Origin of the sequence: Nonomuraea sp. B1E8, assembly GCF_039871515.1 — a bacterium.
GTDB lineage: Bacteria > Actinomycetota > Actinomycetes > Streptosporangiales > Streptosporangiaceae > Nonomuraea.
The window spans coordinates 87348-106953 of record NZ_JBDPLS010000001.1; the positions used below are offsets into that span (position 1 = coordinate 87348).

20 protein-coding genes, 1 tRNA gene and 1 riboswitch are annotated in these 19606 nt (G+C 70.8%); of the genes, 17 read left to right on the top strand and 4 right to left on the bottom strand.

The window, feature by feature from the left end:
- Positions 1-19: 19 nt before the first annotated feature.
- Positions 20-871 (top strand): SDR family oxidoreductase, encoded by an 852-nt coding sequence (locus tag ABGA98_RS00410; protein WP_347616135.1) that lies wholly within the window; start codon positions 20-22, stop codon positions 869-871.
- Positions 872-1133: 262 nt separating this feature from the next.
- Positions 1134-2264 (top strand): cytochrome P450, encoded by a 1131-nt coding sequence (locus ABGA98_RS00415; protein ID WP_347616136.1) that lies wholly within the window; start codon positions 1134-1136, stop codon positions 2262-2264.
- A 180-nt stretch (positions 2265-2444) separates the two neighbouring features.
- On the opposite strand, the gene thiC is transcribed toward ABGA98_RS00415, so the two are convergent.
- Entirely contained in the window at positions 2445-4049 is a 1605-nt protein-coding gene (thiC, locus tag ABGA98_RS00420; protein ID WP_347616137.1) for a phosphomethylpyrimidine synthase ThiC, read from the bottom strand.
- Positions 4042-4154, bottom strand: a riboswitch (TPP riboswitch). It overlaps the preceding gene by 8 nt.
- A gap of 51 nt (positions 4155-4205) precedes the next feature.
- Here thiC and ABGA98_RS00425 point away from each other — a divergent pair.
- The 5 genes from ABGA98_RS00425 (at position 4206) to ABGA98_RS00445 (ending at position 7615) form a co-directional block, all read left to right on the top strand.
- Entirely contained in the window at positions 4206-4364 is a 159-nt protein-coding gene (locus tag ABGA98_RS00425) for a hypothetical protein (RefSeq protein ID WP_347616138.1), read from the top strand.
- 38 nt (positions 4365-4402) lie between these two features.
- Positions 4403-4750 carry a hypothetical protein gene (locus ABGA98_RS00430; protein ID WP_347616139.1) on the top strand — a complete coding sequence of 116 codons (348 nt, stop codon included), beginning with the start codon at positions 4403-4405 and terminating at the stop codon, positions 4748-4750.
- A gap of 13 nt (positions 4751-4763) precedes the next feature.
- Positions 4764-5597 carry a universal stress protein gene (locus tag ABGA98_RS00435; RefSeq protein WP_347616140.1) on the top strand — a complete coding sequence of 278 codons (834 nt, stop codon included), beginning with the start codon at positions 4764-4766 and terminating at the stop codon, positions 5595-5597.
- Between the two features lie 147 nt (positions 5598-5744).
- Entirely contained in the window at positions 5745-6776 is a 1032-nt protein-coding gene (locus ABGA98_RS00440; protein WP_347616141.1) for a cellulose binding domain-containing protein, read from the top strand.
- Positions 6777-6883: 107 nt separating this feature from the next.
- Positions 6884-7615, top strand: a complete 732-nt coding sequence (locus ABGA98_RS00445; RefSeq protein ID WP_347616142.1) for a hypothetical protein — start codon at positions 6884-6886, stop codon at positions 7613-7615.
- On the opposite strand, the gene ABGA98_RS00450 is transcribed toward ABGA98_RS00445, so the two are convergent.
- The 3 genes from ABGA98_RS00450 to ABGA98_RS00460 form a co-directional block, all read right to left on the bottom strand.
- Positions 7612-8274, bottom strand: a complete 663-nt coding sequence (locus tag ABGA98_RS00450) for a hypothetical protein (protein ID WP_347616143.1) — start codon at positions 8272-8274, stop codon at positions 7612-7614. The genes ABGA98_RS00445 and ABGA98_RS00450 overlap by 4 nt on opposite strands.
- A 153-nt stretch (positions 8275-8427) precedes the next feature.
- The gene (locus tag ABGA98_RS00455; RefSeq protein WP_347616144.1) at positions 8428-9090 is read right to left on the bottom strand and encodes an AIM24 family protein; all 663 of its coding nucleotides are present in this window, start codon (positions 9088-9090) and stop codon (positions 8428-8430) included.
- A 135-nt stretch (positions 9091-9225) separates the two neighbouring features.
- Positions 9226-9645: a response regulator gene (locus ABGA98_RS00460; protein ID WP_347616145.1), complete on the bottom strand. Its 420-nt coding sequence runs from the start codon at positions 9643-9645 to the stop codon at positions 9226-9228.
- Positions 9646-9727: 82 nt separating this feature from the next.
- Between ABGA98_RS00460 and ABGA98_RS00465 the strand changes: the two genes are divergently transcribed.
- The 10 genes from ABGA98_RS00465 (at position 9728) to ABGA98_RS00510 (ending at position 19419) form a co-directional block, all read left to right on the top strand.
- Positions 9728-9799, top strand: a tRNA-Arg gene (locus ABGA98_RS00465).
- A gap of 649 nt (positions 9800-10448) precedes the next feature.
- The gene (locus tag ABGA98_RS00470; RefSeq protein WP_347616146.1) at positions 10449-11108 is read left to right on the top strand and encodes a methyltransferase; all 660 of its coding nucleotides are present in this window, start codon (positions 10449-10451) and stop codon (positions 11106-11108) included.
- Positions 11105-12385, top strand: a complete 1281-nt coding sequence (locus ABGA98_RS00475; protein ID WP_347616147.1) for a pyridoxal phosphate-dependent aminotransferase — start codon at positions 11105-11107, stop codon at positions 12383-12385. The genes ABGA98_RS00470 and ABGA98_RS00475 overlap by 4 nt, the downstream gene beginning before the upstream one ends.
- A gap of 222 nt (positions 12386-12607) precedes the next feature.
- Positions 12608-13225 (top strand): TetR/AcrR family transcriptional regulator, encoded by a 618-nt coding sequence (locus ABGA98_RS00480; protein WP_132630843.1) that lies wholly within the window; start codon positions 12608-12610, stop codon positions 13223-13225.
- Positions 13226-13515: 290 nt separating this feature from the next.
- Positions 13516-14325 carry an alpha/beta hydrolase gene (locus ABGA98_RS00485; protein WP_347616148.1) on the top strand — a complete coding sequence of 270 codons (810 nt, stop codon included), beginning with the start codon at positions 13516-13518 and terminating at the stop codon, positions 14323-14325.
- Between the two features lie 154 nt (positions 14326-14479).
- Positions 14480-15628: a DUF3500 domain-containing protein gene (locus ABGA98_RS00490; protein WP_347616149.1), complete on the top strand. Its 1149-nt coding sequence runs from the start codon at positions 14480-14482 to the stop codon at positions 15626-15628.
- A gap of 222 nt (positions 15629-15850) precedes the next feature.
- Positions 15851-16063, top strand: a complete 213-nt coding sequence (locus ABGA98_RS00495; RefSeq protein WP_347616150.1) for a hypothetical protein — start codon at positions 15851-15853, stop codon at positions 16061-16063.
- 225 nt (positions 16064-16288) lie between these two features.
- A complete protein-coding gene (locus ABGA98_RS00500) occupies positions 16289-17683 on the top strand; it encodes an MFS transporter (protein ID WP_347616151.1) in 1395 nt (464 codons plus the stop codon).
- On the top strand, positions 17680-18894 hold the full coding sequence (locus ABGA98_RS00505; protein ID WP_347616152.1) for an FAD-dependent monooxygenase: 1215 nt from the start codon (positions 17680-17682) through the stop codon (positions 18892-18894). Before ABGA98_RS00500 ends, ABGA98_RS00505 begins: the two co-directional genes overlap by 4 nt.
- A gap of 120 nt (positions 18895-19014) precedes the next feature.
- Complete coding sequence (locus ABGA98_RS00510; protein ID WP_347616153.1) at positions 19015-19419, top strand: hypothetical protein; 405 nt, start codon at positions 19015-19017, stop codon at positions 19417-19419.
- Positions 19420-19606 lie beyond the last annotated feature (187 nt).

Sequence of the window (19606 nt, forward strand, 5' to 3'; positions counted from 1 at the left end):
GCGAGGGCAGCCGCTGGGCATGTCGCAAACACCACCCGCCCAGAACCAGCCGTACCCGGGCCGTACGGAAGAGATGGCCCCTGAGCCGCGCGACGAGATGCGCGACTACGTGGGCCGTGACCTGCTGAACGGCAAGAAGGCGCTGATCACCGGCGGCGACTCGGGCATCGGCCGGGCGGTCGCCGTGGCCTTCGCCAAGGAGGGCGCCGACGTCGCGATCGCGTACCTCAGCGAGCACGAGGACGCCGCGCACACCCGCAAGCTGGTGGAGGCGACCGGGCGGCGCTGCGTGCTCCTGCCCGGCGACCTGGGCGACCGCGACCACTGCGCGTCCGTCGTCGAGCAGACCGTGGCCGAGCTGGGCGGCCTGGACGTCCTGGTGAACAACGTGGCCTACCAGGCGCCCGTCGACGGCCTGGAGGAGCTGACCGACGAGCAGTGGGAGCACACGTTCGCGGTCAACATCCACAGCTACTTCCGCGTCATGAAGGCCGCGCTCCCCCACCTGCGCGAGGGGAGCGCGATCATCAACACCTCCTCGATCAACGGCCTGCGCGGCAACAAGACGCTCATCGACTACTCCGCCACCAAGGGCGCCATCAACGCCTTCACCTACTCCATGGCCCAGAACCTGGTCGATCGCGGCATCCGGATCAACGCCGTGGCGCCGGGCCCGGTCTGGACGCCGCTGATCCCGGCGACCATGCCGGAGGAGAAGGTCGGCTCGTTCGGCGGGCACGTCCCGATGGGCCGGCCCGCCGACCCGGACGAGATCGCCCCCTCGTACGTGTTCTTCGCCTCCGACCGGATGTCGTCGTACTACACGGGCGAGGTGCTGGCCCCGATCGGCGGCGAGACGCTGCCCGGTTAGGTCCTTGGCCTGGGCCACCTCCGTGAGCCCGCAACCGCGGGCCAGGGGCCGGCCGACATCGCCGCATCGAGGACGTGCAGGTGGGTCTCGCGGGACAGCCCGGCGTCCAGCGGGCCGAGCGGCGTCCCGGGCCGTCACGACGCGGGTGATGCTGGTAGAACAGCAGGCGTAGGTTCCGGTTCCTGACCGGTTGATGCAGGTGGTCAACCTGTCAGGACGCGGTTGCGCAACGGCCCCCGGGCAGGCGACGTCAGGAGATGCAGTGACCCCCAACCCTCGCCATGGTGTCGAGGCGATCCCGCTACCCGACGGCACGTCGGCCTGGCTGGTCACCGGCTATGAGGAGGCTCGGCAGGCGCTGTCGGACCAGCGTCTGACCAAGGTGCTCAAGGCTGAGGAACTCGGCCTGACGCCGGAGCTCACCAGTGCGATGTTGCGCATGATGATGTTCCTCGACCCTCCGGACCACACGCGCCTGCGCCGGCTGGTCTCGGCCGCGTTCACCGCCCGCCGCGTCGAGGCGCTGCGCCCGCGCATCGAGCAGATCACCGCCGGTCTGCTCGATGCGATGGCCGCCCACGAGACAGTCGATCTGATCGAGACGTTCGCCCATCCGCTGCCCCTGCAGGTCATCTGCGAGCTGCTTGGTGTGCCGGCCGAGAACCGTGCCGAGTTCCGCGAGTGGGCCGCTGTCGTGGCCGCCGGTCCGGCCCGGCACCACGAGATGCCCGAGGTGCTGGCGAGCGTGCTGGTGCGCATCCGGGCCATGCTGGCCGACCGGGCCGCACAACCCGGAGACGACCTGCTGAGCGCTCTGCTCGCCGTGCGTGAGGACGGCGACCGGTTGTCCGAGGACGAGCTGACGTCAATGGTGTTCATGCTGCTGGTGGCCGGCCATGAAACCACTGTCCACCTGATCGGCAACGGGACGTTCCTGCTGCTGCAGGAGCGGGGCCGATGGAGCCGGCTACGCGCCGAGCCCGAGCTGCTGCCGGCCGCCATCGAGGAGTTCATCCGGTACGAGCCGCCGGTCGCGAGGACGACGCAGCGAACCGCCACCACGGCGATCGAGCTCGGCGGCCGGACCATTCCCGCCGGCTCCCGGGTGGTGGTCAGCCTGGCGGAGGCCAACCGTGACCGGGCCCGCTTCACGCACGCCGGCGAAGTGCGGCTGGACCGTGCGCAGAACCCGCATCTGGGTTTCGGGCACGGCCTCCACTACTGCCTGGGCGCGCCGCTGGCCCGTCTGCAGGCGCAGATCGCCTTCGCCGCGCTGATGACGCGGTTCCCCCGGCTGGACCTGGAGGTGCCGGCCGACCAGGTCGGCTGGCGATCCGACTTTCAGCGCGGCGTGACCCGGCTACCCGTCCGGCTTCTCGGCAGCGGTCACTGAGCCACCGTGGTGGATCTGGAAGGGCTGCCGGCTCTTCGATCTCTCGCTCGACCTCACCCAGATCCTCGCCCACGCCAAGAATGAACCCGACTCCATCCTTCCGTGGTGGTGCGACCCCAGATCTTCTGATTCGTGCCCCGCAGGGCCAGCCAGCGGCCGGTCAGTCCTGGTTAGTCCTGGTCAGTCGGCCATCGGCAGGTAGACCCTGCCGCCGCGCCTGGTGAACTCAGCCGCTTTCTCCGCCATGCCGGCCTCGATCGCCTCCTGCGTGTCCAGCCCGTGCTCGTCGGCGTAGCGCCGCACGTCGTGGCTGATGCGCATGGAGCAGAACTTGGGGCCGCACATGGAGCAGAAATGGGCGGTCTTGGCCGGCGCGGCGGGCAGGGTCTCGTCGTGGAACGCCCGCGCCGTGTCAGGGTCGAGCGACAGGTCGAACTGGTCCTCCCAGCGGAACTCGAACCGCGCGTCCGACAGCGCGTCGTCCCACGCCTGAGCCCCGGGGTGGCCCTTGGCGAGGTCCGCGGCGTGGGCGGCGATCTTGTACGTGATCACGCCGGTCTTGACGTCGTCCTTGTTCGGCAGGCCGAGGTGCTCCTTGGGGGTGACGTAGCAGAGCATGGCCGTGCCGTACCAGCCGATCATGGCGGCGCCGATGCCCGAGGTGATGTGGTCGTATCCGGGGGCGACGTCCGTGACGAGCGGGCCGAGGGTGTAGAACGGCGCGTCGTCGCAGAGCTCGCGCTGCAGGTCGACGTTCTCCTTGATCTTGTGCATGGGCACGTGCCCCGGGCCCTCGATCATCACCTGGACGTCGTGCGCCCGCGCGATCGTGGTCAGCTCGCCGAGCGTGCGCAACTCGGCGAACTGGGCCTCGTCGTTGGCGTCCGCGATCGAGCCGGGGCGCAGCCCGTCGCCGAGGGAGAACGACACGTCGTAGCGGGCCAGGAGCTCGCACATCTCGTCGAAGTGCTCGTACAGGAAGCTCTCGCGGTGGTGCGCCAGGCACCAGGCGGCCATGATCGAGCCCCCGCGCGAGACGATCCCGGTCTTGCGGCGGGCCGTGAGCGGCACGTACGCCAGCCGCACCCCCGCGTGCACGGTCACGTAGTCGACGCCCTGCTCGCACTGCTCGATCAGGGTGTCGCGGAAGACCTCCCACGACAGCGCCTCCGGGCGGCCCTTGACCTTCTCCAGCGCCTGGTAGATGGGCACGGTCCCGACCGGCACCGGCGAGTTGCGGATGATCCACTCGCGGGTCTCGTGGATGTCGGGTCCGGTGGACAGGTCCATGATCGTGTCGGCGCCCCACCGGGTGGCCCAGGTCATCTTCTCGACCTCCTCCTCGATGGAGGAGGTCACGGCGGAGTTGCCGATGTTGGCGTTGATCTTGACGAGGAAGTTGCGGCCGATGATCATCGGCTCGGTCTCGGGGTGGTTGACGTTGGCGGGGATGATGGCCCGGCCGGCGGCGACCTCCTGGCGTACGAACTCGGGGGTGACACCCTCCCGCACGGCCACGAACTCCATCTCCCTGGTGACGATCCCCCGTTTGGCGCAGGCCACCTGGGTCACGGGCTCGCCCGCCGCGCGGCGCGCGGCGACCCACGGCTCGCGCAGGCGCGCCAGCCCGCGCCGCACGTCGGTCTCGACGTACGGGTCGGTGTACGGGCCCGAGGTGTCGTAGAGCGTCACCGACGAGCCGTCGGAGAGGTTGACCTGGCGCTTGGGCACGCGGAGGTCGCTTTCGTAGATCTTGGTAAAGGTGGGGACACGCGCGTCGGTCATCGCGCAAACTCCCTTCGCCGGCATTACCCGGAGCAGGTTCTGGCGGTCGGCGGCTCGCAGCCGTCCTCTCAGCCCGGTCCGCACCGGGCTCCCGCGTTGGACGGCGATGATCGTACCCACGCCCATGCCAGGACGAAACATGACATCATCCGCAAAATGGAAGATCCCACGTCAACGACCGCAGCCACCTTCCACCGCGACCCCGGCACGCTCCTGCGCCTCCTCCGCGCGGCCGGATTCGACACCGTCGAGCACGGCCTGAACACCGCCGGGCGCACGTGGCTGAGCGTCCTGGCGATCAAGCGCGAGGTTTGACAGCCCTCTCCAGCGGTACCAACCCCATCAGGGGGACTATGAAAAAGATCGCCGCTGTCGCAGGACTCGTGCTGCTGGCCACGTTCGGCGCTCCCGCCGCCCACGGCGACGGGACGGACCAGCACGAGGTGAGCGAGGAGCAATACCGGACGCTGCTCGCCCAGTGCCGCTACTCCGACACGGGCAGGGCTCGTTGCCGCTCGACGGTCAAGGAGATCTTCCGCATCGGCGCGAGGGACGCCGATCTCGACTGCCGTACGTACGCCGGCGTGACCGTGTGCGGCACGCTCCAGCTCAGCGAGGCCGAGCGCGCCTGCATCCGCGACTCCGAGGAGCACGGCATCACGTTCCGCCGCGCCGAAGTGGAGTGCTACGCCTTCTCCTGAGGGGGCAGACGCCATGATCATCGTTGGGGTCGACGGCTCGCGCGCCGGGCTGGAGGCCGCCGGCTGGGCGGCCACCGAGGCGGCGCTGCGCCGTACCCGGCTGACCGTGGCCCACGCGGTGCCTCGGTGGGTGTGCGAGGAACTGTCCGCCCGCTACGCCGAGGTCGCCCGGTGGATGCGCGACGAGGCGAACTCGGTGCTCACCGCCGCACGCGACCGGGCGCTGCGCGAACGCCCCGCGATCATCGTCAAGACCACCCTGCTGCCCGGCGACCCCCGCTCCGCGCTGATCAAGGCCGCCGAACAGGCCGACCTGCTGGTCGTCGGCGGCCACGGCATCGGCGGCGTACGCGGGCTGCTGGTCGGATCCGTCGCCCACGGGGTCGCCGCCCACGCCCGTACGAACGTCGTCGTGGTCGGCGAGCGGCCAGCGGCGCCCCGCGGCGAGATCGTGGCCGGCACCGACGGCTCGCCTCACGGCCTGCGGGCACTCGGCTTCGCCTTCGCCGAAGCGGAGCTGCGCGAGGCGCGGCTGCGGGTCGTACAGGCGTGGGCGTGGCCGCGGCCCGGCGGCTTCGTCCCCGCCGACCCCGAGAACGAGCAGCACACCCTGCACCAGCTGAAAGACCTGCTGGCCGAGCGCCAGGAGCGGCACCCGGACGTGGAGGTGCTGCCCGAGGTCGTGCACGGCCACCCCGTCGAGGTGCTGAAGGAGGCGGCCGGGGGCGCCGACCTGCTCGTCGTCGGCTCGCGCGGGCACGGGCAGCTCGCCGGCATGTTGCTCGGCTCGATCAGCCAGGCCCTGCTGCACCACTCCCCCTGCCCCCTCGCCGTGGTGCGGACCTGACCCCCGCAGTGGTGTGACCTTCGGCGCGGTGCGGGTCTGAAAGTTACATCCGTCGCCGCAGGTCACCGGGGCGGGCGTGCACGCTTGCTTCCCGCCGCGGACCGGCGCTTCCTACCATCTGCGCAGGCGACGACGGGAGAGCAGACGATGCGCAGGATCAGCGCCGTGCTGGCGGCGATGCTGGCCGCGGCCGCCGCGGTGTTATTCGCGACGACCGCGCCCGCCGGCGCCGCCGCGACCAGGATCATGCCCCTGGGCGACTCGATCACCGGCTCCCCCGGCTGCTGGCGGGCGCTGCTCTGGAACAGGCTCCAGAACGCCGGCCACACGAACATCGACTTCGTCGGCACCCTCCCGCCCCAGGGTTGCGGCGTCGCCCACGACGGCGACAACGAGGGCCACGGCGGCTTCCTGGCCACCAACGTCGCCGCCCAGAACCAGCTGCCCGGCTGGCTCTCCGCGACCCGGCCCGACGTCGTGCTCATGCACTTCGGCACGAACGACGTGTGGAGCAACATCGCTCCGGCGACGATCCTGGGCGCGTTCACCACGCTGGTGAACCAGATGCGGGCGAGCAACCCCGCCATGAAGATCCTCGTCGCCAAGATCATCCCGATGAACCCGTCCAGCTGCCCCGACTGCGCCCAGCGGGCCGTGGCCTTCAACAACGCCATCCCCTCCTGGGCCGCCGCCACCACCACCGAGCAGTCGCCGATCACGGTCGTCGACCAGTGGACGGGGTTCAGCACGGCCACGGACACCTACGACGGGGTGCACCCCAACGCCGCAGGCGACCAGAAGATGGCCGACACGTGGTATCCGGCGCTGGTGGACGCCCTGGCCGGCGCCGACCCCGACCCCGATCCCACCGACCCGCCTCCGGGTGACTGCGCGGCCGCGTACAAGAACGCCGGCCAGTGGCAGGGCGGCTTCCAGGGCGAGGTCACCGTCACGAACACCGGCACGGCGCCCATGAACGGGTGGGAGGTGCGGTGGACGTTCGCCGACGGGCAGCGGATCAACCAGATCTGGAACGGCACGCTGAGCGCCAGTGGCTCGTCGGTGATCGTGCGCGACGTCGGCTGGAACGGCACGCTCGCGCCCGGCGCCTCGGCCACGTTCGGCTTCCTGGCCTCGTGGAACGGAGCCAACACCGCGCCCGTACCCACCTGCTCCTAGTCCTGCTTCGCGCCGATCGCGGCCCGCTCCGCGAGGCGTACGCGGCCGGCGCCGTCTCCCTCCGCAGGGGGAGGCTCCGCACGCGCGCCGGCCATAGCGTGTCGGCCATGAGACCACATGCCCGGCCAGCCCTGCTGACCGCGGGTTTCGCAGGAGCCGCCGCGCTGGCGCTGGTGGCGCCGGGAAACCTCGTCATGCGGCTGGCGTTCGGCAAGCTCGATGATCCGGCACTCGGCCGGCAACTCCTGCTCACCACCCTGGGCGTGCTGCTCGCCCTGGCCACCGTGCGCTACGGCACCCGCCCCTTCTCCCGCGACCCCGACGGGATGGTACGGCCCGCGCGCTGGGCCAGGGCGGCCACCTGGGCGGCGGCCGGCGTGCCGGTGCTGGGGTTCTCCGTACCGCACCTGCTGTGGGGGCTCGGCGTGCCGTTCGGCGTGGCGGGACCCTCCGCGGCGGGGCTCGCGGCGCTTCGCGGCTCGCCGGTGTACTGGGGGCTGCTGGTCGCAGGGCCGGTGGCCGGCGGCCTGCTCACCCTCGGGCTGATCAGCCGATGGGGGCAGATCGTGCCCGCATGGGTGCCGTGGCTCGGCGGCCGGCGCGTGCCGACCGGCCTCGCCGCCGTCCCAGCCCTGGCAGTCGGGCTGCTCGTCGGCCAGTACGGGGCGATGATGACGAGTTGCCTGGCCTTCGGCATCACCCGCACGTGCGCACCCGAGGGTGGCGCTGATGTTCTCGACGGCAGCTGGGCGTTCGCCGGGACGTACCCGGTCTTCCTGGCGTGGGGGGTGTGCCTGCTCGGCGCCGCGGTCGGATACATCCACACCCGGCGTTCTTAGGGGGTGTCACCGTGTTGCCTGCTGAGCGACAGACCGTGCTCGTCGGCGAAGGCCCTCCGGCACAGGCCGTGGCAGAAGCCGTACAAGGTGCCCTGGTGAACGAGGGTGAGAGGAGTGTCGAGATCCACGCTCATGCCGCAGATCGGGTCGATCAGCTTGTCGTCCACCTGGGGCGGCGCCTCACGCTCGGACGCGCCGTCGCGGTACGGGCGTGAGACGAGCTCGGTGAGATCCATGCTGTCCATGACCCTCCCGTGGATCCCGATGCCGCCCTCGGTGATGCCCTCGACGAGGATCACCGCGTGGGGCTCGCGTCGCACGCGTTCGGGATCGCGGCCGGCCTCCCGCTCGATCTCGGCCAGGACGGCGGTGACGGATTGCACCATGTGCTCGCACACCTCCTTGCGCCACGACGCCGGGACGGTGACGCGTACGAGATAGCGCGGCGGAGCCGCGGGATCCGCCGTCGGCCGCTGACCGAGCACCCAGGTGGCCGGCTCGTGCACGAGGACCTGCGTGATCAGACGTTGCGCATCGATGATCTCCATGGCGTGGCTGTCGTCCTCGACCATCAGCGTGTCGATGAGCCGGCGCCCCAGCGTCTGGCGTTCGTCCTCGCTCAGAGCTCCCCTGGGAACGTACACATCGATCAGCAACATCGCGCTCACCCGACCCTTCGGAACAGACGTCTCCGCACACCTCCACAATGCCCGGGAGGGGTATACGAAGCATCCGACGGGAGGAGCGTCTCTTCCTTACTACGGAGGAAGTAGGCCGAGGCGAGCACCCCCACCGACCTGCGCCGGAACCGGTCAGGAAGCCTGCACCACGGGAGCGCCTTCACTGGCCTGCACCAGCACGAACCCCTGCCCGTTGAACGCCAGCTGCATGGCCTCGCCGCTCCCCCGGCCGATCAGCGCCCCCGCCTTCATCGTCCGGTTCACCCCCACCTGCAGGGTGGTGCTCCAGCACACGGCGGACTGCCCATCGGCGAACGTCGGCATCTGCGCGGCGTCGAGCAACACCGGCGTGCCGTGCGTCGTCACCGCCACCCACCCGGTGCCGGTGACCGTCGTGTTGAACAGCCCGCCCGCCGCGACACCCGCGCCCTGAACGCGCTGGATGTCCCACGACAACTGCGGCTGGAAGGCCAGCAGGTTGCGCCCGTTGACCGTGAGCCCTTCGTTCTCCAGGTAGAACAGGTGGATGTCGTCGGCGTTGTCGGCGAGATAGAGCAGCCCTTCGCCGCGCACCCGCATCAGCGACGCGCCCTCGCCCGTCATGGCCTTCTTGAACAGCTTGCCGAGGCCGCCCGAACCTTCGTAGTCGAAATCCATCTTTCCCTGGAAGGCGACCATCGAGCCCTGCTTGGCCAGCACTTCGGGCAACTGCACCCGGAGCATCTTGCCGTTCTGGAGGGCGAAGCCGGGGGGCAGCGGCTGGGCGTCGAGGTTTCCGAAGATCGAGCTGCGCACGTTGTCCACCTTTCGAGAAGCCGTGCCCGCCAGCGTACGGAAAATACCCCACAACCGCGTACGCGCCCGGCCGCCCGCCACGGGCGCACGCTCCTTCACGCCGCCCGTTCGCCCGTGAACGCCGGCCCGTTCAGCTCATCCCTGAACGCCTGCCGCCAGATCCCGCACGACCTGGATCAACTCCGCCGGATCGAACGGCTTGGTCAGATAGGCGTCCACCCCGATGCCCAGCCCGCGCGCCCGATCGTCGTCCTGCGCCCGCGCCGTGATCAGCACCACCTTGATGTGCCTGGTGGCCTCGTCGGTGCGCAACTTCTCCGCCGTCGTCCATCCGTCCAGGCAGGGCATCATCACGTCGAGCGTGATGACGTCCGGCATGACCTCGAGCACGCGATCAAGGCAATCCTGCCCATCGGTGGCGGTCGTCACCTCGAACCCCTCCAGGTTCAGGTTGACCGCGATGAGCTGCCGGATGACCTCGTCATCGTCCACGACCAGTACTTTCCCAAGAACCTCGCCCACGGGCGTCAAGTTAACCTGTAGTGGGGTGGTCACGCCGGGTTTTCGCGGGATGTGTTCAAGGAGCGTTATCCGGTGCCGAGTGGTATCGGGATGCTGATAGCCTTGTCACTCGTCAGCCCCCTTAGCTCAGGGGATAGAGCACCGGCCTCCGGAGCCGGGTGCGCAGGTTCGAATCCTGCAGGGGGCACACGATCCTGGTCAGCGGTTCCGGCCGCTGACCAGGGCGAACGGCATAGAAACGGGCGGGTCTCCAGTCTCACGGAGTCCCGCCCGTTCTCGTTGACGCTCACTGTTCGTGGGCCAGACGTGGGCCATGATCGAGAGGCCGTCGGTGTCATGCTCGGCCCTCCGCCTGACCATGGCGTCGCCTGGCCCGCGCGGGGCTCTATGACGACCGGATCGTTCTCGTCTGCTCACCAACGGCCCGCTACTGGCCCGAGTTCGCGGCGAACGGCCCAGTTCACCGGCGTCGACGAGGAGGAGAGCAGCCAGACTGGTCACCGTCTTCGTGATCGACCACGTATTGGTGATCGTGTGGCCGCGGACGCGTTGGACGTCCCGACGTATTGACCGGTGACTGGCCGCGATCCGCTCGACCGGCACTGGGGCGGCGTCAACAGCAGGTGGCATCGGGGGCGTCGGGGCAGGGGCACGCGCGGGAGCGGACCAACCCCCCCGCCACGACATCGCGATCTGGCTCTGAATCGGAATCCTCAGCCTGTCACTGCAGCGGTCAGCCGCGCAGGCCGGGCCGCGGCGGCATTGTAGGTCGACACCGCAGGGGCTACGATCGCTTCAACTGATAAAGCTATCTCATTTGAGATTGGAGAATCGTCTTGTTCATTGCTGCGGCGACGGACAGCGTGTCCATCGCTCCGAGCTGGGATCGCGTGGTGGCGGAGGAGACTCACCGCCTGAGGGAGGTGCCGGCCGCCAACGTCGGCGACGCGCTGCAGCGGATGACCGTCATGGACGGCGGCATCCGGCTGGTCACCGAGCGCGCCACGCTGGTCGGAAACGCCCTCACCGTGGACGTGCGGTCGGGTGACAACCTCGCCATCCACCGGGCGCTCGACGAAGCCCGGCCGGGCGACGTCCTGGTCGTCAACGGGCACGGAGACCTGACCCGTGCGCTGGTCGGCGACCTCATCGGCGAGATCATGGTGAACGCCGGGGTGACCGGCGCGGTGGTCGACGGCGCCGTACGCGACGTCCGGGCGCTGTCGGGGATGGGCTTGACCGTCTACGCACGGGCGGTCACCCCCGCGGGACCTTTCAAGGACGGACCCGGGGCCATCGGTGTACCGGTGGCGGTCGGCGGCGTGGTGGTGGCGGCCGGTGACGTGCTCGTCGGCGACGCCGACGGGGTCGTCGTCATCCCCCGCCACCGCGTGCGGGAGGTCGTGGACGCGGTCTCCGGGATCGTCGAGAAGGAGGAGGTGCTGCGGCGGCGCATCCTCGCCGCGCGCGCCGGCCGGCCGGCGGTGTCCCGATGACCGACCCGCGGACCAGCCCGACGACCGGTCCGACGACCAGCTCGTTGACCGGCCCGACGACCGACCCGACAACCGGCCCGCGGACCAGCCCGACGACCGACCCGCTGACCAGCTCGTTGACCGGCCCGTTGGCCGGCCTGCCGGCCGCCTCCCGGATCGGGGACCTGCGCCGCCAGTCGCGGCGCCCGGCCCTGACCCCGGCCCCGCCGGGCGCCGTCTCCCTCGCCATGGGCGAACCGGACTTCCCGACACCGCCGCCGGTGATCGAGGCCGCCGCGGCCGCCCTGCGTGCGGGACACACCCACTACGCCGACCAGAAGGGCCTGCCGGAGTTGCGCGCCGCGCTCGCCTCGCGATTGCCCGCGCACCCCGCCCGGAACTGGACCGCCGACGACATTCTGATCACCCACGGCGCCACCGCCGCGCTGGCGGCCGTCGTACTCGCGATGATCGGCCCCGGCGACCGCGTGGTCATCCCCGAGCCCGCCTACTCGCTCTACGCCGACCTGGTCGTGCTGGCCGGGGGTAGCGTGGACTTCGTTCCGCTCGCCCCGGACCTGCACTGGGACCTCGACGCCTTGGCCGCGGCCCTCCCCGGGGCCGCGATGGTGATCTTCTCGAATCCCGCGAACCCGACCGGTATCGTCCACCGCGAGCAGGAGCTCAAGGCCCTCGGGGACCTTCTCGACGGCTCAGGTGTCCTGGTCGTCAGCGATGAGGCGTACCACCGGCTGGTCTACCCGGGGCACGTGCTGACCTCGGCGCTGGAGGTCGAGTCGCTGCGCGACCGCACGGTGTACGTGCAGACGTTCTCCAAGACGTACGCGATGACCGGCTGGCGGGTCGGGTACCTGACCGGGCCGCGCGAGGTGGTGGACGCGGCCGCCCACGTGCACCGGACCCACAACGGCTCGTTGAACACGGCGGTCCAGCACGCGGCACTCGCAGCGCTCGATCTGCCGGGCAGCGTCGTGGACGCCATGGCCGAAAGGTACCGGCAGCGTCGCGAGCTCGTGGTCGCGCACCTGTCCGGCGTTCCCGGCCTGCACCTGGTCCCACCGGAGGGAGCGTTCTACGGGTTCCTCCGCTACGACGCGGACCGGCCCTCCGAGGTGGTCGCCCGCGAGCTCGCCGAGCGGAAGGTGATGGTTCGGGCCGGGGCCGAGTACGGTCCCTCGGGCGAGGGCCACGTCCGGATCTCGTTCGCGGCCTCGGAGGACGATCTGCGGACCGGGCTGACCCGCGTCGTCCGCCACCTCGGCGGCGGACGACGCTGACGAGGCCGGGCGGACGATGGTGACGAGGCCGGGCGGACGATGGTGACGAGGCCGGGCGGACGATGGTGACGAGGCCGGGCGGACGATGGTGACGAGGCCGGGCGGACGATGGTGACGAGGCCGGGCGGGCGGCGCCTCGTGCCGCGCAGGTCCGGGCGGCCGGACGCGAGTCGCTCACAAGGGATATCCTTCGCCTGCACGTGGATGTGGGTGGAGTAGCCCGTGACCGGCCGGCAGGGCGCCCGACGTGGGGAGGACAAGCTGCGTAGTGACACCCGCCGCAACCGCCGGCGCCTTCTCGAGGCCGTCGGCGAGCTTGCCCGGGAAGCACCCGACCAGCTCACCATGCATGCCGTCGCGTCCCGCGCGGAGATCGGCCCGGCCACCGCCTACCGCTACTACTCCACGGTGGACGACGTGCTCGCCGCCTACGTGCTCAGCGTCGTCGAAGAGCTCCGCGATTTCAGCGCGGCGTCGACGGCGGAAGGGCAACCGCTGTTCGATTCCGTCGTGGACAAGTGGATGGACCTGCTCGACGAGTACGGCCCGGCGTTGGTGCAGATTCGATCCCGGCAGGGTTACCTGAAGCGGCTGCACAACGGGAACGAGATCATCGTCGCCATGCGGGATGCCTGGGCCAGGCCGGTGCGGGGGCTGCTCGACGACCTCGGTCTCCCCGACGACATGCTCGAGTACGCCCTGTTCCTCAACAACATCATGTACGACCCGCGGGAGATCCAGGACCTGCTGCGAGAGACGGGCCTGTCCCGCCGGGAGATCGTCATTCGGCTGGCCGAGGCCTACCGCGGCGCGTTGCGCGGGTGGGCGCGGGCGGGCTGATCACCTCCTGACGCCGGGCCGGAGGCGGGCGCGCGTCAGGTTCCGCCGCTGCGTCCGCGCGTCAGGTTCCGCCGCTGCGTCCGCACGTCAGGTTCCGCCGCGCCAGGGCAGTTCGCACCATAACGGCGATGAACAGCAAGGATGTACCGTTCCGGGCAGGAGTGCGTCGTAAACGCCTGGCTCGACATCAGATCGTGTGTGATGCGGGTCTCCCTAAGCAGGGACCGAACTGATACAGTTCTCTCAATTCAGAGGGATGTCCATCTAGGCTTCGACAAAGGGGGCCAGCAATGGCCATGCATCAGGTAGCGGACGAGTCGGCCGAGCCGGCCACGACCATTCGGGCCGGCGATCTCGAAGTCGGAATCATCGACGATGGCGGCAGCGGCGTGCCGCTCGTGCTCGTCCATGGCGGCGAGAGCGACCGTACGCAGTACGCCACGCTCCGCTCGCACCTCGACCCAGGCATACGGGCGATCTCCTACGATCAACGCGACTCGGGGATCACGGTGAACCCGCCGGTCCCGTACACGATGGGCGACCTCGCCGACGACCTCGCCGCCTTGCTGGATGCGCTGGGGCTCCAGCGTGCGCACCTGCTCGGCACCTCCTTCGGCGGCGCGGTCGTACAGCACACCGCGCTCCGGCATCCCGAGCGGGTCGCCTCCCTCGTCCTGATCGCCACCACGCCGAGCTTCGCGCTGTGCCCGCGGAACGTCGGGGAACTGTTCGACATGTCCCACGACGACCGGCAGAAGGCGGTCAAGGACTTCTTCGTCACGCCCGAAGGCCAGGCCGAGCTCCACAACCGGGCCGCCCAGACGCTCACCCACCGTGACCCCGACAAGGCCGACCGCCGCCACGACGCCGCCCGGCCGCACGAGGTCCGCGACCGCCTGGGGGAGATCACCGCACCCACGCTGATCGTGCACGGCACGGAGGACCTGCTGGCGCCCTACTCCGCCGCCCTCCTGATGCAGGAGCGGATTCCGAACGCCCGGCTGCGTTCGATCGAGAATGGGCGCCACGCGATCGCGATGGAGTTCGCGAAACCGATCGCCGGTTACATCGGCGAGTTCCTCGGAGTGGCGGCAACGTGAGCGACGCGACGCACGCCCGCCGCCGGCAGACGCTGCGCGAGTCTCGCCGGGCGGGTCGCAGCCTCCCTGCCGCCCCGCTCCGGTCGGCACATGACGCGCGGAGAGGGCGTACGGCCACGTCACGCCGGCCGGTTCGCTCTTCGCCCTCGTGTCCGTGGCGGTGTTCGAGCCGTACGCGGTCCGCCGGGCGACAGCGATGACCGACGCCGGCCGCGAGGTCGCGAACCGGATGGCCGAAGCGGCCCTGGCCTGGCTGGACAGCCTCGACGCCGACCAGCGCAGGATGGCGGTCGCGCCGCCACCGGGCGCCGGCGCCGAGGACGAACGCACCCGCTGGTTCTACACGCCCACCGACCATGGCGGCCTCACCTTCCACCAGCAGCGCCCCGCCCAGCACCGGCTGGTGATGCGGCTGGTCGCGAGCGGACTGTCCGAAGCCGGGTACACCACCGTCGCCACCGTGCTCGGCCTGGAGAACGTGCTCGACCGCGTCGAGGGCTTCTCGGTGAACTGGGGGCGGGAACGTACCCGCGACCCCGGCATGTACTACCTGCGCGTCTTCGGCGAGCCCGGCGGACCGCGGCCCTGGGGATGGCGGTTCGGCGGCCACCATGTCTCGCTCAACCACCTCGTGGTGGACGGGCGCGTCGCCGCCACCACGCCGTGCTTCCTGGGCGCCGACCCTGCCGCGTCGCCGCTGCTGGGCGGGGCGACGCTGCGCCCGCTGGGGGCGGCAGAGGACCTCGCCCGCGAGCTGGTCCGCTCCTTGCACCCCGAGCTCGCCGCCCGCGCGGTGCTGCTGGCGCGCCCCCCGGACGACGTCGTGGCGGGCAACAGCGCGCGGATCGACGACCGCGTACTGACCCGCCGTGAACTCTGGCGCCGCGGGGGGCACACCCCGGACCGTGCCGATCAGCCGGCCACCGGCCTGTACGGTGCGGACCGGCAGGCGCTGGCCCTCACTCCGACGCCCAAGGGCGTGCCGGGCGCGGAGCTCGACACCGCACAGCGGGAACTGCTGCGCGCCCTGCTCGGCACCTACCTCGGCCGGGTCCCGGACGGGGTGTCCCCGCTCCCCCGCTACGACGACCCGGCGGCGCTCGACGCCGTGCGCCTCGCCTGGGCCGGCTCCACCACGGCGGGCGAGCCGCACTACTACCGCCTGCAGGGACCACGGCTGCTCGTCGAGTGGACCAACGTCCACCGCGGCGCCGACCACGCCCACGCCGTATGGCGGGACCCGGAGACCGACTTCGGCGGCGACGTCCTCGCCGCTCACCACGCCACCCACCACGTGCCATAGAACGGGATGTGAACGACATGGCCCGTCGACAGCCGTCACCGACCGACGATCCTCTCCACACGACGTGCCCCAGGCCGCGGCGATCCTCCGGTGGCCGCTCCGGCACTCGGCTGAACGACCCGCTGTGCGACGGCATGTGACCCCGCTCGGTCCGATGCTCGCCCTCACCTTCGTGACGGGCTGCCGGGTGCTGCGCGCTGCCGCCCCGGGCTGGAGCCGCCGGTGTACGGGTCCGCTGGGCGGCGTCGGATCGCCTCCGTCGCTCTCATCACCGTCGGAGCAGCCGCCGGCGCGCTGTGCCAGGTGCACCCAGGTCTCGCCGTGCTGGTGGCAGCGGTCGTCGTGCCGGCCGTGACCAGTCCCGGCCACGCGTCCGTACGCGTCGTGCCGGCGGCCACGACCGAACCGATCCCCTTCCTGGCGAGCTGTTCGTAGGCGTCGGCCACGGCACCGCCCCCCACCCGGCTGCGGCGTGACGACGCGCCCTCCGGCGGCGACTGCTTCACCGCCGGCGCCACCACCCTGACCGCGTTCGCGGCGATCGCCGACGGAGCCCTGTGATGGAGCCCTCCACGAAGCTCGCCGCCACGATCGACGACCGGCCCCCGCCTATCGCGTACGCCGACGACCTACTCGCCCGGCCACGAGGAGAGGACGTTCATGAGCACCACTGAAGTTTCCCCGGTCCGCATCGGGAAGGCCGCCGTCGCGGCTCTCGGCTTGCTGGCCACCTCCACCGGCGCCCTGGAGTCGGCGGTGTCGCCGACGCTGCCGCTGTTGCAGCGGGAACTGTCGCTGACACCTGCCGAAGGAGCGCTGCTGAGCATCGCGATGCTCATCACCGGTGCCCTCCTCCTGCCCATCACGGGCAACCTCGGTGACCGTTTCGGCGGGAAACGGGTCATGATCCGGCTGATGGGGGTGGTGGTGGCCGGTGGCCTGGTGTCCTCGCTCGCGCCGAGCCTGCCGGTGCTGCTGGCCGGTCAGGTGCTGCAGGGCGCGATGCTGGGCGCGATGCCGCTCTCGTTCATCCTGGTGCGCAAGTACCTTTCCGAGGGAGAGTCCTCGGTGGCCATCGGGGTGGTCAGCGGGTCGTTCCTGGCCGGCGGCATGCTGGGCACGCTGATCGCCGGGCCGATCGCGGAGGGGCTGTCCCGGCACTGGATGTTCGCGATCCCGACGATCGGGACCGCCGTGGCGACCCTGCTCCTCCACAGGCTGATGCCGGACGACCCGCCGGGCCGGCCGGACTCCAGGATCGACTGGCCCGGCCTGCTTCTCATGAGCGGCATCCTGCTGACACTTATGCTGGTGCTCGCGATCGTGCCCGAGGCCGGCAGCCAGCCGATCGCGCTCGGCGCCCTCGTCGTGTTGCTGGGCGTCCTCGTGGCCGGATGGGTCGCCGTCGAACGCCGGTCCCGGGCGCCGATGGTCGATCTGCGCCTGCTCGCGCAGCCGGCGGTCTGGAGCTCCTACGCGATCACCTTCGCCGTCTGCCTGGGCACCTCGCTGTCGATGTATCTCGTTCCGCAGCTGCTCGCGGTGACCGGCGACGGGTACGGCTTCGGCGCCAGCGCCACCGACATCGGCTTCTACCTGTTGCCCGGGGCCGTGGCGGCGGCGGTCGCCGGGCCGGTCGCCGGGGTCGCGGTGCGGCGTTTCGGCTCGCGTCCCGCGGTCACCGTCGGAGTCATCTGCATGATCACGGCGCTGATCGCCCTGGTGTTCCTCCACGGGGAGATCTGGCACCTCGTCGTCGGCAAGGTGCTGGTCGCCCTGGCCAGCGGCGTCTGCGTCACGGCGGTGGTCGTCAAGACCGCCACCGCGGTCAGCCACGGCGACACCGGCACCGCCACCAGCCTGCTTCTGGTGATTCGCGTGGTCGCCTTCGCCGCGGGCGCGCAGATCGGCGGCGCCTTCCTGACCGCCGGGATCCCCGCCGGATCGGACATCCCCACCGAATCGGCCTTCATCACCGGCTTCGTCATCGGCGGCGCCATCGCGGTGCTGTCCCTGTTGACCGTCCGAAAGCTGGACAAAGGAGTCAAAGAATGACGTATAACCGTATCGCGCCGAGGCGCACGGTCCTGGTGTCGGGCGCCAGCATCGCCGGCCCCACGCTCGCGTTCTGGCTGAACCGCTATGGATACGACGTCACGGTGGTGGAGAGGGCGGGCACGGTTCGTGCCGGCGGCTACCCCATCGACGTGCGCGGCACCGCGCTGGAGGTCATCCGGAGGATGGGCATCCTGCCGCGGCTGCAGGACGCGCACATCGACCTGCGGCGGCTCACCTTCCTGAACGAGGACGGCAGCGAGGTGGCCTCGATCCACCCCCACAACGTCACCGGCGGCGTCGCGGGGCGGGACCTGGAGGTGTGGCGCGGCGACCTGACCGAGGCGCTCTACGCCGCGGTCCGTGACGACGTGGAGTTCCTGTTCAACGACTCCGTCGAGACCTTCGACCAGTCCGGCGACGGGGTCGACGTCACCTTCCACGGGGGCGGCGGCCGCAGGTTCGACATGGTGCTCAGCGCGGAGGGCATGCACTCCCGTACGCGGGAGATGCTGTTCGGCCGCGAGGAGCAGTTCCACCGGTACCTCGGCTACTGCTTCGCCGTGTTCACGATGCGCAACACCTTCGGGCTCTCCCATGAGACCGTGATGTGGAACACCCCGGGCCGGGCCGCGGCTCTGTACGCCACGAGGGACGACGGCAGAGTGCACGCCTTCCTGAACTTCGCCCGCCCGGAACCGCCGTTCGACGCCTTCCCCAACCCGGAGGCCCAGCACAAACTGCTCGCCGAGGTCTTCGCCGACGCGGGATGGGAGGTCCCGGGCATGCTGGCCGCCATGCGCGACGCGGACGACGTGTTCTTCGACGCCGTCGCCCAGATCCGCATGCCCCGCTGGTCCAGCGGCAGGGTCGCACTGGTGGGCGACGCCGCGCACGCACCCTCCTTCCTCACCGGACAGGGCACCAGCCTCGCGCTCGTCGGCGCGTACATGCTCGCCCACTCCCTGGCCGGCCGGGACCACACCGCGGGCTTCGCCGCCTACGAACAAGGAACCCGCGCGTTCGTGACCCTGAACCAAGGGCTGGTCGGCGAGGGCGGCGCAACGCTCTTCCCCACCACCGCCGAGGCTCTGGAGCAGCGCAACGACAGGCTGCGCAAGCTCACCGCCATCCCCTCCTCAGCGGGGCGACCGGCCCATTCGGCCCTCACCTTGCCCGAACCGCCCGTGATGCCCGGGCACTCGCGCTGATGGCGGGCGTCACCGGCGGCGGTGGCGTTCTCAGACGCCGAACGGCTCATCCTCAATCGGCGACTTCGGCCGCCCACGCGCGTAGCCCGCCACCATCCGCCGGGCCCTGGGCGTCGGGCAGTGCTGGGCTGGACCGCGGCGGCGGTGACGGTCGGGGTGGTGTGGGCCGCCCTGGCCACGGGCGTGACACCGCTATTGGTGCCCACCCTGTGCGTCCTGGGGGCAGTGATGCTGACCGCGCTGATCGCGTGGAATCATTACGACTACCAGCCGTGGCGGCGGTTCGTGACACCTGCCGGTGAGGACATTCTTGAGGCGGCCGTGCGGGACAACCCCCGTAACACCGCCGAAGGCCCCGTCGCGATCGCCCTGTACGGTTCGCGCCGCGAGGAACTGAAAACCGTGCTCGGCCTGCGGCCGCGGTATGAGTACTCGTACTACAACACACGCGCCTCAGGCGGCGGTGGTTGCGGCAGTGGCGGCGACGGCGGAGGGGGCGGCGGTGGTTGCGGCGGCGGCCCCTGACCGCCTCAGCGACCCTTCCACCGCGCCGCCACGCTGCACACCCAGGCCGGACAGGTGGAGCGGCAGGCGGGCATCCGCCTGCGCTCCGAACCCGTCGCGGTCGGCCATCGCGCAAGCGCACCGATTTCGAGCCGGGGCCGATCAGCGTGGGGTAGCGAACGACACAGCGGATTTCGGTATATCAATC

Bases quoted from the DNA above. Each gene is read 5' to 3' on its own strand.
- ABGA98_RS00410 (WP_347616135.1), top strand. From the start codon at position 20: ATGTCGCAAACACCACCCGCCCAGAACCAGCCGTACCCGGGCCGTACG.
- thiC (WP_347616137.1), bottom strand. From the start codon at position 4,049: ATGACCGACGCGCGTGTCCCCACCTTTACCAAGATCTACGAAAGCGAC.
- ABGA98_RS00425 (WP_347616138.1), top strand. From the start codon at position 4,206: ATGGAAGATCCCACGTCAACGACCGCAGCCACCTTCCACCGCGACCCC.
- ABGA98_RS00430 (WP_347616139.1), top strand. From the start codon at position 4,403: ATGAAAAAGATCGCCGCTGTCGCAGGACTCGTGCTGCTGGCCACGTTC.
- ABGA98_RS00435 (WP_347616140.1), top strand. From the start codon at position 4,764: ATGATCATCGTTGGGGTCGACGGCTCGCGCGCCGGGCTGGAGGCCGCC.
- ABGA98_RS00440 (WP_347616141.1), top strand. From the start codon at position 5,745: ATGCGCAGGATCAGCGCCGTGCTGGCGGCGATGCTGGCCGCGGCCGCC.
- ABGA98_RS00445 (WP_347616142.1), top strand. From the start codon at position 6,884: ATGAGACCACATGCCCGGCCAGCCCTGCTGACCGCGGGTTTCGCAGGA.
- ABGA98_RS00450 (WP_347616143.1), bottom strand. From the start codon at position 8,274: ATGTTGCTGATCGATGTGTACGTTCCCAGGGGAGCTCTGAGCGAGGAC.
- ABGA98_RS00475 (WP_347616147.1), top strand. From the start codon at position 11,105: ATGACCGACCCGCGGACCAGCCCGACGACCGGTCCGACGACCAGCTCG.
- ABGA98_RS00485 (WP_347616148.1), top strand. From the start codon at position 13,516: ATGGCCATGCATCAGGTAGCGGACGAGTCGGCCGAGCCGGCCACGACC.
- ABGA98_RS00500 (WP_347616151.1), top strand. From the start codon at position 16,289: ATGAGCACCACTGAAGTTTCCCCGGTCCGCATCGGGAAGGCCGCCGTC.
- ABGA98_RS00505 (WP_347616152.1), top strand. From the start codon at position 17,680: ATGACGTATAACCGTATCGCGCCGAGGCGCACGGTCCTGGTGTCGGGC.